This is a genomic window from Pontibacter sp. MBLB2868 (assembly GCF_051904785.1).
In the GTDB taxonomy this organism is placed as follows: domain Bacteria; phylum Bacteroidota; class Bacteroidia; order Cytophagales; family Hymenobacteraceae; genus Pontibacter.
The window spans coordinates 63,359-78,305 of sequence record NZ_CP196710.1 but is presented as its reverse complement, the minus strand read 5'-3'; the positions used below and the strand labels follow the sequence as shown (position 1 = coordinate 78,305).

12 protein-coding genes are annotated in these 14,947 nt (G+C 47.1%); 4 read left to right on the top strand and 8 right to left on the bottom strand.

Annotation, left to right across the window (positions count from 1 at the left end; all coding sequences use genetic code 11):
- Window positions 1-12: 12 nt before the first annotated feature.
- From ACSX1A_RS00305 to ACSX1A_RS00275, 7 genes are all read right to left on the bottom strand, one after another.
- Complete coding sequence (locus ACSX1A_RS00305) at window positions 13-1,539, bottom strand: sigma 54-interacting transcriptional regulator (RefSeq protein ID WP_439881604.1); 1,527 nt, start codon at window positions 1,537-1,539, stop codon at window positions 13-15.
- 278 nt (window positions 1,540-1,817) lie between these two features.
- Window positions 1,818-2,918, bottom strand: a complete 1,101-nt coding sequence (locus ACSX1A_RS00300; protein ID WP_439881603.1) for a vWA domain-containing protein — start codon at window positions 2,916-2,918, stop codon at window positions 1,818-1,820.
- Between the two features lie 389 nt (window positions 2,919-3,307).
- Complete coding sequence (locus ACSX1A_RS00295; RefSeq protein ID WP_439881602.1) at window positions 3,308-4,288, bottom strand: acyl-ACP desaturase; 981 nt, start codon at window positions 4,286-4,288, stop codon at window positions 3,308-3,310.
- Between the two features lie 212 nt (window positions 4,289-4,500).
- A complete protein-coding gene (locus tag ACSX1A_RS00290; RefSeq protein ID WP_439881601.1) occupies window positions 4,501-5,436 on the bottom strand; it encodes a glycosyltransferase family 2 protein in 936 nt (311 codons plus the stop codon).
- Window positions 5,433-6,692 carry a hypothetical protein gene (locus ACSX1A_RS00285; protein ID WP_439881600.1) on the bottom strand — a complete coding sequence of 420 codons (1,260 nt, stop codon included), beginning with the start codon at window positions 6,690-6,692 and terminating at the stop codon, window positions 5,433-5,435. Before ACSX1A_RS00285 ends, ACSX1A_RS00290 begins: the two co-directional genes overlap by 4 nt.
- 66 nt (window positions 6,693-6,758) lie before the next feature.
- Window positions 6,759-7,877, bottom strand: a complete 1,119-nt coding sequence (locus ACSX1A_RS00280) for a DegT/DnrJ/EryC1/StrS family aminotransferase (RefSeq protein WP_439881599.1) — start codon at window positions 7,875-7,877, stop codon at window positions 6,759-6,761.
- Window positions 7,878-7,884: 7 nt separating this feature from the next.
- Complete coding sequence (locus tag ACSX1A_RS00275; RefSeq protein ID WP_439881598.1) at window positions 7,885-8,310, bottom strand: sugar 3,4-ketoisomerase; 426 nt, start codon at window positions 8,308-8,310, stop codon at window positions 7,885-7,887.
- A 138-nt stretch (window positions 8,311-8,448) separates the two neighbouring features.
- Here ACSX1A_RS00275 and ACSX1A_RS00270 point away from each other — a divergent pair, with 138 nt between their 5' ends.
- From ACSX1A_RS00270 to corA, 3 genes are read left to right on the top strand one after another with little or no spacing between them, the layout of a single operon-like run.
- The gene (locus ACSX1A_RS00270) at window positions 8,449-9,357 is read left to right on the top strand and encodes a hypothetical protein (RefSeq protein ID WP_439881597.1); all 909 of its coding nucleotides are present in this window, start codon (window positions 8,449-8,451) and stop codon (window positions 9,355-9,357) included.
- A gap of 3 nt (window positions 9,358-9,360) precedes the next feature.
- A complete protein-coding gene (locus ACSX1A_RS00265; RefSeq protein ID WP_439881596.1) occupies window positions 9,361-9,969 on the top strand; it encodes an IMPACT family protein in 609 nt (202 codons plus the stop codon).
- A 52-nt stretch (window positions 9,970-10,021) separates the two neighbouring features.
- Window positions 10,022-11,152, top strand: coding sequence for a magnesium/cobalt transporter CorA (gene corA / locus ACSX1A_RS00260; RefSeq protein WP_439881595.1), 1,131 nt, complete (start codon window positions 10,022-10,024; stop codon window positions 11,150-11,152).
- Window positions 11,153-11,166: 14 nt separating this feature from the next.
- Here the strand turns inward: corA and ACSX1A_RS00255 are convergent, their stop codons facing one another.
- A complete protein-coding gene (locus ACSX1A_RS00255; RefSeq protein ID WP_439881594.1) occupies window positions 11,167-13,896 on the bottom strand; it encodes a hypothetical protein in 2,730 nt (909 codons plus the stop codon).
- Window positions 13,897-14,058: 162 nt separating this feature from the next.
- Here ACSX1A_RS00255 and ACSX1A_RS00250 point away from each other — a divergent pair, with 162 nt between their 5' ends.
- Window positions 14,059-14,946 (top strand): universal stress protein, encoded by an 888-nt coding sequence (locus tag ACSX1A_RS00250; RefSeq protein ID WP_439881593.1) that lies wholly within the window; start codon window positions 14,059-14,061, stop codon window positions 14,944-14,946.
- Window position 14,947 lies beyond the last annotated feature (1 nt).

Below are 14,947 nucleotides of genomic sequence, written 5' to 3'. Positions count from 1 at the left end.
TACAATTTATACTTAAAACTGATCCTCATCCTCGTCGTCCTCATCACCGAAACTCGGCATAGTAAACATACCGCTGAGCAGGTCTTTAAACTGAAGACCTGTGCTGAGGCGGTTTTTGCTGAGCTGGCTGTGTTCGGCCAGTCCGTGCAGGGCAAACTCCATCATAAAGTACTTCTCATCCCCTTTTGCTTCAGGGCAGAACTTTTCAACGAGCTTTTGTAGCCCAGGCACTTTCTGCAGTCCTTTTTTATAAGCTTCGTCCGATGCATCGCTCAGAATATCCAAGGTGTTGCCATCGCCAAACCAGTCTGTTATTGCCTTATACGGACTGCCTTCTTTTGACTTTTTGGCTTTATCAGGATCGGTAAAATAATTCAGAAACTGCGTTCGGATGGCTTTGCCCATCAGCACTTGCGCCACATGCCCGGCACCTTCCTGCTCTCCTTCATATACCAGCTCTACTTTACCAGTAACTGCAGGAATAGTATTCAGGAAATCCGATACGCGCACATATGTAGAAGTTTCACCGTTCATTAATGCACGTCGTTCAGCGGCACTAAGCAAGTTCTCATAAGCCGATATCGTTAAGCGTGCCGATACACCACTTTTTGCATCTACGTATTCGCTTTCACGTGCCTCAAATGCCACCTGCTCGATTAGGTCGCCGATGATATCGTTGGTTTGTACCAGTTCTCCCTGCCCCTGCTTCATACGGGCTTCCTGGCGGGTAATCTTTTTACCAGTCTCAATCGTTTTCGGGTAATGAGTGATGATCTGAGAATCAATCCGGTCTTTCAGTGGCGTTACAATAGAACCACGGTTCGTATAATCTTCCGGGTTTGCCGTGAACACAAACTGAATATCTAAGGGCAGGCGCACTTTAAAACCACGTATCTGAATATCGCCTTCCTGCAGAATATTAAACAAAGCTACCTGTATTCGTGCCTGCAGGTCGGGCAACTCATTGATCACAAAAATACCCCGATGAGAACGGGGAATAAGGCCAAAATGGATCACACGTTCATCAGAGTAAGGCAGCTTGAGGGTAGCAGCTTTGATAGGGTCCGCGTCACCAATCAGGTCAGCGACTGAAACGTCAGGGGTTGCCAGTTTTTCGGTATAGCGCTCAGACCTGTGCAACCAGTCAACAGGGGTGTCGTCCCCGTGGTCATGCACCAGGTCCTTGGCATACCGCGACAGCGGCTGGAGCGGGTCATCGTTCAACTCAGAGCCATGTACCACAGGTATATATTCATGCAATAAGTCTATCATCTGGCGTGCAATACGTGTTTTTGCTTGTCCGCGCAAGCCCAGCAAGTTTATGTGGTGCATCGAAAGGATGGCCCGTTGCATATCCGGAATAACCGTTTCCTCATAGCCCCAGATTCCCGGGAATACATCTTCTTTCCGCTTGAGTTTCCTGATCAGGTTCTCACGAAGTTCCTGCCGCACTGACTGCGGTTCATAACCTGCCGCTTTTAGCTGGCCTAGTGTCTTTATCTGTAATAAGCTTTCAGCTGGAATGTCTTTATATTGCATCTATAAATCCCTTTTATAAAATTATTTTGAGTAAAATTACGGTACGTTATATGAACGAAGTACTGGCGATTCATGAAAAAAGCTTCTCTTTATACTCTCTTAATAAGTGCTTCGGTGCTTGTTTCCCTTGTGTCACTCATCTTAAGAGTTTCTCATGTAATTAGCAGCAGCCTCTTTTACCTGCTGCTGGCATTGGCACTCCTGCTTCAGTTTATAGCTAGAAGAGTGATGGTTTTAAACAAGAACCAGCAGCAAGATTAAGTTTTAAGAGTATTGCATTAAAAGTTCTTTTTGCGGTTGCGACCATAGTCCCTGAAAACGAGATGCCCTAGTCCTTTTAAGCTACTGTAATATGCCTGGCCATTGTTAACTTTGGTGAATTCATCTACAAAAGCCTGCAGATAGGGGTCCGATGCGATCATAAAAGTAGTGATCGGTATCTTCAGCCGACGGCACTGCGCCGCCAGGTTCAACGTTTTGTTCACCACCTTACGATCCAGGCCAAAGCTGTTTTTATAGTAGCGTAATCCTTCTTTCAGACAGGTTGGCTTCCCGTCTGTGATCATAAATATCTGCTTATTTGGTGTTTTCCGTTTGCGCAGGATATCCATGGCCAACTCAAGACCAGCTACTGTATTGGTGTGGTAAGGGCCAACTTCCAGGTACGGCAGGTCCTTTACTTCAATTTGCCAGGCATCATTTCCGAAAACAAGTATATCCAGTGTATCTTTAGGATATTTTTGCTTGATCAGCTCCGCTAAAGCCATCGCTACTTTTTTAGCGGGCGTTATACGATCCTCACCATACAATATCATGGAGTGCGAAATATCGATCATCAACACGGTAGCAGCCTGTGTTTTGTGTTCTGTTTCGGTAACTTCCAGGTCTTGCTCGGTGAGCCTGAGGTCGCCGATGCCATGGTTGATCTGGGCATTACGAATAGAATCAGTCATGGAGATCTGTTCCAGGGCATCTCCAAAGCGATATTCCCGCCGATCAGTGCTTGCTTCGTCGCCAACACCGGTATGCGGAGAGGCATGGCTGCCTTTGCCGCCTTTCTTCAGCTTACCAAATATCTCTTCCAGTGCACTCTTCCGAATGCCCTGCTCACTTTTGGCAGTAAGCTGAAATGCCCCCTGCTGCTGCGGATTCTCATCAAGGTAGCCTTTCTTTTTGAGGTCTTCTATAAAATCACCGATACCGTACTCATCCCCTGTCAGGTTATACTGCTTATCAAGGGAACTGAGCCAGTTAAGTGCTTCTCCTACATCTCCGGACGTGATCGTGACCAGCTGCATGAATATCTTCAACAGCGACTCAAATCCGGGTTTATCATCTTGTGGAGGTATGTAATCTGTAAAGCGGTAACCTAAAGCCATGGTAAAAGGTGTTAATTAGAGGTATAACAAGCATCTACTGCTTAATGTTGCTGCAAGCGCTAATTGTTATCACAGTCTTATATAAACGGCAATAAAAGCCATGGCGTTATCTATCAGTTTGACTTAGGCCTGCTGTTAGCCAGGCAACAGCATGAAAGCTACTTGAGCAGGATCAGTGATTGCCTAATTTAATAAACTATAAACTCGGAAAGGAAGCTATATATCGCTGGATCTTAAGAAAGATGCATACAGCAGCAAGTATAATCTATTAATGGGGCAGACAAACAGGCAGCAAGCAGTACAAAAGTTATAGCGCGCTTGGAAGGGTGAGGCAGTAAATAAAAAAGGCTGACAAACGCCAGCCTTCTTCTTATATGCTACTATACTTATTAGTCGATCCAACGGAATTTATATTCCAGTGATGGCACTTTCATTCTATCTGCCACTCGCTTTAAACGAGCAGGCAAAGCCATTACATAATCACGGGCACGCTCACCGGCTTCATTCAAACCTGTTAAAGCATCTATTTTCCACTCTGTGATCAGGCCATCCAGAATATCAGTATAATCTGAAGAGGTGTATACATTAATGCGCTGTGCAGCATCTGTAAAATGGCCAAAGGTCTTACCCAGATCAACACCTAGTTCTCTCATGTAGTGCGCAGGCATTACGATCTTCTTGCGCATCATGTCTTCAAAGGCCAGCATCATCTCATTTGGGTCTGCCTCAAATATTTTACCTACAAAAGATTTGTACGCTTTAGCATGGCGCGCCTCATCAGCAGCTACGTGTCCGCATAACTTGGCCAGCATGTTGTCACCTTGTTTTTTAGCGATCTGCGCTACACGGCGGTGCGATATGTTGGTAGCTGTCTCCTGAAAGCTAGTATAAACAAATGAACGGTAAGGGTCATTATCCGTTTGCAGGTCAAAACCGTCAGCGATCAGGTATTGTGTAGAAGCTTCCATTTCACGCATATTAACGCGGCCGCTCAGATACAGGTAACGGTTTAGAGCATCACCATGGCGATTCTCCTCAGCCGTCCACGCACGGTTCCAGCGCATCCAGGGCCCGTTCGGGTCTTGTGGCAGACCATCAATGGTCATCAGCCAGCTTTCGTAAGTAGGAAGTGCTTCTTCTGTTATGGTGTCACCAACCAGTACAGCCAGTAAATCATAGCTAAGATCACGGGCACGCTCACGTAAATCCTTTAGCTCCTCAAAAAAGGTTTCTAAGGTTGCATCAGGAAGTAGGTCTGCAGGCTGCCAGCTTTCCTCAACCGTTTTCAGAAACTCGGACATCTTTTCGTTAACGAAATCTTCCATCCATTTTATTACTTCTGCACGAGAGGCGGATACTGCTGTAATCATTCTGTTATTATTATATGAAAGGTCAAATATACTTATTTATGCCAATATTGCAGCTCCAACTGATAAGATTTTACTGTTTTAATCGTAAGAAACCGCATTGAAAATACTCAGGGACTTATACTTACGTAAAACTTACCTGAAACTTTACATAGCGTGTGACTTTAAAACATAAGTTACAGTAAAAGAGTGCAATAAAAATAAAACCTATACACTTATCTTAACTTAAGATACACATCCCGCAGGAAACCCATATCAATTTTTTGCTCGTTCAGCAGCTGCAGAATACGGTACAAAAACGATAAACCGCACTTGGCCTTTAGGAGGTCCAGCAGCTGCCCGGCCTCCGTAAAGTTGCCGGTAAGATAGGCCTGCCTGGCTTCGTAGCGCAGCCGCCGGCACAGGGCAGCACGCTCTCTTGGAGTGCGTACCAGGTCTGCAGCTTTCATACAAACCTGTACTGTAGAGGCCAGCAACCTGTTTCCTTTTTTGTATAAACCAGCCGAAAGTGCCTTATCGTGTATCCGCCTTTTAGTAGTTACCTTGTTTAGGTAGCTGTACTTAAAAGTCCTGGAAGACCTTATCCAAAAATCAAAATCTTCATAAGCCAGCGTGGCATCGTAGCCGTTCAGTTCTTCCAGCACCTCACGCCGTATCAGCATGGTTGGCGGACAAATAAAATACCTCTCCAGTAGCTCCGCAAAAATGTACCCGTCCTTAGCCGGTTTATATTTCTGGCTGTGGGTATATAAATAGGTACCATTATCGGTAATATATTCGGCATCAGTATAAATAACGCCATAGCTATTACCAAGCTGGGAAAATGCCTTTACCTGTTGCGCTACCCTGTCGGGAAGCAGCACGTCATCCGTCGCGAAATCCAGCACAAAGGCTCCCTTACTGGTGCGCCACCCCATGTTAAAAGCAGCGCAATTGCCCATGTTTCGGCCTGTGCGGATATACTTTATTTCAGGGTGCTGCTGCACATACTCCGATATTATGGCTGCGCTTCCATCGATACTCATATCATCCACAACGATGATCTCCAGGTGTGGGTAGGTCTGGTGTAGCACCGAGTCAAGGGCCTCTATTAAAAAGCGTTCGTGGTTATAGCACAAACAGATAACAGTAACTAGCGGCAACTGGATCATGGGCGAATGTACTTGTTGTAATACAACATTGCAAAAGCAAGGGTAGCGGCATAGCGCAGGGCATGGGCCATGGTTATCCCCTCCAACCCGAATGGGCCTGTCAGAACACTGACAAGGGTGATGTACAGCAAGGCAGAAGCTATCTGCCAGCCAATGTAAAGCTTTACATGTGCCCGCACCACGATCAGATTTGTGAGTACGATACTCCACATCCTGAAAAAATCGCCCAGCAGTTGGTAATCAAACAAGTAATCTGCCTGTACAAAGTCCTTATTAAACAGGAGCAAAAGCACCCAGTCCCGGAGAACATATACCAGCAGCAGGGCCACCACTAACAGAGGCAGCACCAGGTAAAACGTACTCCGGACAAACTTCCGCAGGACATCCTCCTCATTCACAATGGTTGCTAAACGCGGATAGTATAGCATTCCTAACACGGCTGTATATACGCTGCTGTAATTTTCAGAGACTTTTACAACTGCCTGCCAGAGCCCCGTCTGGTATAGTTCATATCGGCTGATGACAAAATCCCGGACATAGAAGTTGGTTAATTTCAGGCACACCACCGCGCTTAGTGCCATCAAAATATATTTCCAGAGATCGCGGTAAATGACTTTTGATAATGGGACATGCCTGAAAGAGGGGATCAGCTGTTTTGAGAAAAGCACGCCCAGCATCAGAAAAAAGGATGCGGCCTGCGCGCCCAATACCAGCAACAGCACCTGCGCAAGTGGCAGCTCACCACGCGTAAAGTAAACAGCCGCCATGCCGCCCACGGTCATCACTGTAGTACTGAAAACGTGCCACCTTAGCTCTCTTTTTGCAAGAATTACAGCCAGCAATTGCAGGTTTAAGGTAAGCAGTAAGCTTCCAAGGCCAAAGTATAAGCACCACAGCCATACTTCATATCCTGCCAGGCCTGTTAAAAAAACATCCAGGTAATATTGCGGAAAGCTAAAGATCAGCCCCAGGGCAGCAACAACGCAGAGCAGGTTTAACAGCGCCCCAGCCCAAAAATATTGCCGGTACGGCATAGTACCCGTAGACCCTGAAGCAAGAAATTTTATGATGCCGATGTTTGTGCCCCCATCCGGCACGGTTGTCACGATTGAGATCAGGTTCTGAAAATGCGCATACAGGGTGATTCCGTTGGGTCCATAAAACGTAGCGAACAGTTTATTGACCGCAATGCTGGAGACAGCCCGAACCAGAACCGATAAAAAAGACCAGAAGGATGATTTGAAAAGTCGCAGCATCTATGAAACCTGAAGCTGCAAAATAAGGGTTTTTATCAGAGTTTTCAGATATGAGGCCTTCCCTGCTTATAACTTCCTGTAGAATTTGCTTATTGCTGCTATCACCCGCTCCTGTTCCTGCGCTGTTAAGCCCGGATACAGCGGAATGCTGAGACTGGTTTGAGCAAGTTCCTCTGCTACAGGAAAATCTCCTTTTGTATACTGCAAGAACCTGTATGCCGGCTGCAGGTGCACAGGCACAGGGTAATGTATGTCTGTCTCAATCCCGTGCTCAGCAAGCCACTGCTGCAGTGCATCCCGGTGCTTTGTTCGGATGTTAAAGATATGGTATACATGTCCGCAACCAGGGGCGGTATAAGGAAGTATGAGGTCCCCTATATGTCGTAACTCCTGCAGGTACACACTGGCTAATCTTTGCCGCTCTGTATTGCACTCGTCCAGGTGCTCCAGCTTTGCACGCAGCACGGCCGCCTGCATTTCATCTAATCTTGAGTTTACCCCAACTATCTCCCCTACATATTTCTGCTGCTGCCCATAGTTCCGGTATTTCCTGGCAAAATCAGCTACTGCTGGCAAACCGGACACCACGGCACCACCATCTCCCAGGGCTCCTAAGTTTTTGGTTGGGTAAAAGCTGAAAGCAGCCGCGTCGCCCAGCGTGCCTGCCTGCATTCCGCGGTACTGTGCCCCATGCGCCTGGGCAGCATCTTCAATCACTTTCAGATGATGCTTGGCTGCCAATTGCTTAATAGGAGCCATGTCGCAGGTCTGGCCGTAAAGGTGCACAGGCAGTATAGCTTTTGTTTGAGAAGTCACCATTGCTTCTGCGGCACCGGCAGTTAAGTTATAAGTATAGACATCGGGCTCAGCAAACACGGGCCTGGCTCCTATATGCAGCACCGCATTTACCGTGGCCATGTAACTGTTTGAAGGTATGATCACCTCATCTGAGGCGCCTACTCCTACTGCTTTCAGAGCAATCACGAGCGCATCAAACCCGTTACCTGTACCCACCACGTTTACCTCTCGGGAAAGGAAGGTTGCAAATTCATTTTCGAAGCGCTGCACCTCCTGCCCAAGTATAAAATGTTTGCTCTGCACCACACGCAAGACAGCCTCCTCAATTTGCTGCTGCAAACCCGGGATGTAGTCTCTGAACTGTATAAAAGGGATGTGATGGTTCATGGTATGCTTAAGTCTGCGAAGATTTGCTCTGCTTCACAGCTTCTAGAAACGCCTCGTAATCACGGATATAATCAAGCTCTTCAAAATCAGAGGAAGCCATGCTTAGCAGTATAGCTCCTGCTGAGAAATGGATGTTGGCCCAATGCATTTGCGGAAGGAACAGGCCTGTAACCGGATCACAGAGCTCATACATTTCCTTGCTGCCTTTGCCAGCATCAAGCTCTACTTTAATTCTCCCGGCCAAAGCCACTAAAACCTGTTGTGTAGCCTTGTGTGCATGCCTGCCCCGCACTATTTCTGTTGGGGTATCATAGGTCCAGAAAACACGTTTTATGGCAAATGGCACCATATCGGCATACTGGGTGCTCGAAATATATCCCTCCTGCGGTTTCCCGCTGCGATGGAACGATATCAGGTATGGAGTATCAGGCAAGTTAAAGGGTTAATTGCTATGGAAATAAAAACGAATATACTTAAAGTAGCCATACTTTTGCCTGCTCATTTTGCCCTTGATGCCAGATAATCTAAATTTACGTGCTGTGCAGGCACTTTACCTGTAGCAAACTGATCTATGCTTTACCTTATCCTCAGCGTTTTAGTAAGCGCTTCCCTTATTTTTATCTTTAAGCTTTTCCAGAAGTTTAACATTCATACCTTCCAGGCCATTGTTATTAACTACATGGTTTGCGTGGTAGTGGGGCTGTGTTTTCCGGGAGGCGCTGATGTGTTGCAACCAGAGATTTTCACCCGCACCTGGGCTTATTTTGCTATGGCACTGGGTACTATTTTTATTCTCACCTTTTACCTGATGGCGCTTACTACCCAAAAAGTAGGAGTCACAGCAACTTCTGTTGCAGCTAAAATATCACTTGTAATACCTGTACTTTTTAGTCTGTTGGTATTAAAAACAAGCCTCAAGGAATATACCCTGGTAAACTATGTAGGCATGGTGGCGGCACTTGCGGCTATTGTCATGACCTCTATCCGGCCCCGTAAAAACAGCCAGGTAAAAACATCCACTGCAGTCGCCCTGCTGCTGCCCCTCATCATTTTCCTGAACAGCGGTATTGCCGACTCCCTGATCAACTATACCAACCAGCACCACCTGCAGCCCGATGAGGCAGGTCAGTTTACCATGCTCACCTTTGCGACATCGGCTGGAGTGGGCGGTTTGGTATTACTTTACCAGCTGGTGATACTTAGGTCTGCTTTCTCCAGACGCAGTATTCTAGCAGGCATCGTGCTGGGCGTTCCCAATTATTTCTCCATCTTTTTCCTGATACTGGCGCTTTCCGCTTTTGGTAACGATGGTGCTTTTCTTTATCCGGTCAATAACATCGGTATCATACTCGTGGGAGCGCTGGGCGCTGTTATTTTCTTCCATGAGAAGCTAAGCAGGCTCAACCTGTTAGGTATAGGTGTGGCCATACTTGCCCTGCTGCTTATCTCTTATCAGGAAATTATTGCTTATCTTAACTAACTTATGGTAACAGAAGATACTTACAGAACGATAGAGGAACCCTCCGAAGGATTATACAAGGAGAAAGGGAGTAAATTTATCGCGCTTGCTTATCCTGTTTATACAGAGGAGGAGGTGAAGGAGGTTCTGGCTGAGCTGCGCAAAAAGTATTTTGATGCCCGCCACCACTGTTATGCTTACAGTTTGGGCGCCGATAAAAGCCGCTACCGCGCAAACGATGATGGTGAGCCCAATCACTCTGCCGGCGATCCTATACTCGGCCAGATCCGCTCAGCTGATCTCAGCAATATACTTGTAGTAGTAATCCGGTACTTTGGCGGCACCAAACTTGGTGTGAGCGGCCTGATACATGCCTATAAAACAGCCACCGCCGATGCCCTGGAGCATGCCGTTGTGATAGAAAAACACGAGACTGTTTTGTTACAGGCGCACTATGCCTACCCACAGATGAATGACGTAATGAGCCTGGTGAAAGAGTATGACCTGCAGGTACGCGACCAGCAGTTTGAGCTTGATTGCCGCTTAACAGTGGAAGTAAGAAAAAAGCTGGAAGAGGAGATCAAAACAAAGCTACAGGATATGGAAGAGGTGACTGTGCACGTGCTGGAGTAGCGGAAAGCATAAATTTATTACATTCTGAGCCGCTAACTTAATATATTGCCTCATGGCCAAACACAAAAAGAAACGCTCCCGCGAAAGGATCCTTGAACGCAAGGCTGGAACAAGACCGGGATCTATTGCAGTACCTTCAGAGGCTTATAAGCCACGGTTCTTCCTGATGTCCTTCACAGAAACTTTTCTGGATGAGCAGGAGCTGCCCTCGTATGACGAACTTATAAAGCATGTAAAGGCCAAGCCTGAAGCCAGGCACTGGATCGATATTCGGGGTTACAGCGACCAGGCTGTGCTGGAGCGACTGCTTGTGGATTTTAGCCTGCACCCGCTGCAGATAGAAGACGTGCTGAATGACTACCAACGGCCAAAAGTTGAAGAATTTGGGGATAACCGCCTTTTCATCATCACACGCATGCTTCGCTGGTCTCCTGAATTTAAGTCTTTGGACGATGTGCAGCTATCACTGTTCACGGGTGCTAATTATGTGCTTACCCTACAAAGCGACTACGGTGATTGCCTGGATCCTCTGCGTGAGCGAATCAGGATAGGGAAAGGTGTGATACGCCAGCGACCAACCCTGTATATGGCATATGCGATGCTCGATGTTGTGCTGGACTACTATTTCCCGGTAATGGCGGACATCGGCACTTACATGGAAGACCTGGAGCAACAGGTGTTGCGTGAGCCCTCCAAAAACACTTTATCCGAGGTGCTGGACCTTAAAAGTGAGCTGATAAAGCTACGACGTATCACCTGGCCACAGCGCGACATCATGACTGAGTTATTGCGGCTGGATGAAACCACGATCCCTGATAGTTTAAAAGTATACTTCCGGGATGCTTACGACCATGCCGTACAGCTGATAGACCTGATCGAAAACCACCGGGAGATGTCCTCAAGCCTGGTTGAACTTTATATGTCTACGGTAAGCAATCGTATGAACGAGATCATGAAAGTACTGACCATCATCTCGAGTATCTTTATTCCGCTTAGCTTTATTGTAGGCCTGTACGGTATGAATTTCTCACATCAAGACCCTGCTTCCGGGAAAGTTTTCCGGTTTAGTATGCCAGAGCTATACCAGCCCTACTCTTATCCCATCCTGCTTGGCCTTATGTCGATCCTGATCCTGTTGCAGATCTACTTCTTTTACCGGAAAGGCTGGTTCAGGAGCTTTTAGAGATGTAAAGGGGCTTAGCCTGGCAACTTGAAGGTGACTTTCTTCAACTCGTTGCGGAATACCTTGTACAGGCTGTAGTTATTGGCGATCTCATTATAGTAGATCGTTACAGGCTGGTTATTCTCAAAAGTGGTGTTGCCTATTAACTTGCCTTTGGCATTATACAGAAATGTTTTCTGAGGGCCGGTTTCTGTAACGGCAAATATCTTGTTGTCTCCTCCAAAATGGAAATACTGTACAATTTTGGGGGCGGAAGTTACGTACCGTTTCTCAAATATCTGGTTCAGGTCCTGGTCAAACAGCGCCACTTTCCCCTGATCCTGGCGCACGATTACATACGACCTTCCATTGCTACCTTCCTGCACCAGGTCAAAGAAGGCACTTTTGCTTGGCCGTAGCAGCTGTTCCCTTTTCAGCACTTTCCCCTGCAGGTTGAAAGTGATCACTTTGCCATACTTGGTAACTGCTGTAACTTCTGTACTTCGCAGATCTGTGCCGGACTTAACTACAGCCCCAGAGGTTAAAGGAGACTTTAGGCTGATCGGGAAACCAGGATAAGCATCTCCGGATCGGTTAAGGGCATACACATATCCGTTCTCCAGTAGTACCAGCACCACATCACGGCCACCAACGCGAATGTGTTGTGGCTCCGCAGCCAGTCTGTAATCCATTCGGCGCGGCTGCCAGCCTCCCACAGCATCCCCCCGCATGTCGTACATGTATAAGTTACCTAAGTAATCATCTACCAGCAAACGGTAATCACCATTCTTCTCATAATCAAAAACAGTCAGGTGCTGTATGTTTACTGAGTCTCCCAGGTTAAAAGGGAAATTATCAAGATTCTGGCCTTGGTTTGTGATGGCATGAATGCGGTTAGCTGTAGCAAAAAGGTAGCGCAGCTTGTTATCGGGCCCGAACTCGATCTGCTTTACTCCACCCCTGATCGATGTTCCCACTGTGTCCGTCCAGCCACGCTTACCGGTTGCCGCAATATTGATCAGTACATCCGCTGAGTCCTGTACTACTACTTCTTTGCTTCTGTCAACGGCATTCTGTATGGGGTAAGGGCGTGTGGAGAGGCGCGAATCGAAGGGTAGCACAAGCTCTGTAACAAAGTTCTCTTCCCCGGCTGCCGGGCCTCGCTCCTGCTTCCTGAAAACGAAACTGGTATAGTACTGCTTGTCGACACTGGAGAACTGAAGGCTTACCTGGTTGTACCGCTTTATCAGGGAAGCATTCTGTAACAGGTCCTCCCGGCTCTCATTCGTCATGTAGCGGCTAAGCATATACCAGGCGTTTACAGTGTTAATGTACAGGCTGAAGTTTGCCTCCTGTAGTGTTTCGTCGATAAAGGCCTTCTGTGCCACCGATTTGCCCCATACATCTTCTGCTGAGATATCATCCAGCAGGTTGCGCAGAGAGCTCATGTTGTCTGAAAAGATCAGGTAATTATCAACCTCCACCACATAACTCTGCTTAAAGCCTGAAAAGAGCGTCCCGAACAGTTTTGCCGGCAACTCTGGCACATCAATCAGTTGAATAGTATAGCTGCCGTAGCGCTCAGTATAAGGTTTCTTTTTCCGGGCATCGTTCACCCGCTGGTTCAGCCTGCTCAGGAGGCGTTCTGCCTGGCTGGTGTTGCCAATATGGGCATATACCACCTTTTCCGGACTCACGCTCATCGACGTTGACTCCATGTAAGCCAACGCCACTTCTTTGCTGAACGTTTTGGCCAGGCTGTCTACCTGTGCGCCATACGCAGATCCGGCGGCCTCTTTATCCAGGTACTGCCTGCGCAAACGCGCGACTTCCTGCAGCCCGAAGTGCATCATAAAAGCTGTACGGTTCGGGAGGTATTCTTTTACACCAAGAGGCTGTGGTTTAACAGGACTGATATTGCTGTGAAAAGAGCGCTTTAAAGTTTCCGGCTCCGAAAAACCGTTCAGAAATACCTTATCGTTCTGCAGCTTTAGCTCCAGCATACCTGCACGGCAAAGACTGGAGAGGTAACGTACCTGTGGCATCAGCTCATCTTCTAAAAACAGGCCCAGTACATCAGGCAATGCACGGTAATTTATGAAAACATTAGCGTATACATCCGGCTGTTCGAGGTAGTTGGTGCTTTTAAAATCAGCAGCAACAGAAACCAGGTTGCCCCTGTTAATCCGGCGCACAATTTCTTCAATCAGTACCGGTGAGGGGCTAATTATAACGTTGTTGTGGTAAGTGAAATAAGTTAAGGTGGTACCGAGCCGTGTATTTTTAATGTCGGTCAGCAGCACTCCCTGGTATTCCCTGGATTCTTCTTCGTATACCTCACTTTTATTGATGTTCTCGGTAAGGGTGCGTATAAAGCGGTGTTCTCCAACGGTATTTACAGGCACATAGTACACAAACTCCAGGTCTGTTTTACCAATAACATGAATAGAGGTGAGTATATTTTTCTGGTTCAGGAAACGCGCCAGTCTTTGGCTGCCCGGGGCTACACTATCTAAATAAGCCATGTTCTCCTCCAGCTGCCTGGCGGCTGCTAAGGTTGTAAAGCTTTCCCACAAGCCTGTTTCGTGCAGGTGCTCCACCAGGGCCAGGTGGTTATTGGTCTCCACAACGAAGGCGGCACTCTCCGGCACCAAAGCCCACAGGTCTACCTTCTCCCTGGAATCTTTCCAGCGGTTAAACCCATAGTAGGCTAATGAAGCGAGTACAACAAACCCAATGAAGAAGAATACGATGCGTTTTGGCATGGCAAGCGTTTTCGGATTACAAACTTAACCTAATTTTTTGAATCCTGACAGTTGCAAATATGCAACAGGATGTTAACATGCCAGTAAAATTAAGTTCACCCATGCAGCAATAACAATTACAGAACAGGCATACGTATAAGGAGGCCAAACCATATGAAATCTATGTTTAAGATCTTAGTACCTGTAGACTTTAGTGAAGAATCAGAGAAGGCATGCCTTTACGCCTTTCACATAGCAGCCAATACTGAGCATGCGCAACTGCTCCTGCTGCACTGTTTCCAGGATTACCTGGCAGACGCGGATACAGACACGCTGGCACCTGATCAGATGACCGCCTCCGAAGAAATTACAGAACGCGTGCTGTACCGCAACGAAACAGAAGCACAGGAGATGCTTGAAGAGCAGTACCGGCTGTTGCAACGTGAAGCTGGTGACCAGGGCAAGCAGGTTTACATTGAACGTGCTTTTATACATGGCTTACCCGAGGATAAAATAGTGGAGGAAGCTACACGGTATAAACCAGACCTGTTGATCATGGGCACCAAAGGAGAAGCCAACATCGCACGCTCTTTTTTCGGAACCGTAAGCACCAAAGTGGTGCAGGAGCTGAAAGTGCCTGTACTCACTATTCCGAATGCTTACCAGGGCAATACCCTGAGCAAGGTAGCTTATGCCACCGACTTCAGTAAAACAGACAGCAGATCCATCATACAACTCCAGCAGCTACTCCAGGCTTATCAACCCTTTATTTATTGCATTCATATCTCTGACGGAGCACCTGACCTGAAAGAGCAGGACAAGCTGAGCCAGCTACGTGAAAAACTGCAAAAGAATGCAATTGACCAAAGCATTAAATATATCCTGCTCGAAGGCGACGACGTTGCTGAAGCGCTGCAAAAATTTGTTGCACAAGAGGGCATCGATATACTGGCCTTAACCACGCATGAACGAAGTATGTTCGGCAAAATCTTAAACCCCAGCCTGGCACAAAAACTGGTGCTACATGCAAACGTCCCTCTCCTTGTTTTCCACGATGCTGATCAGAAGTAGC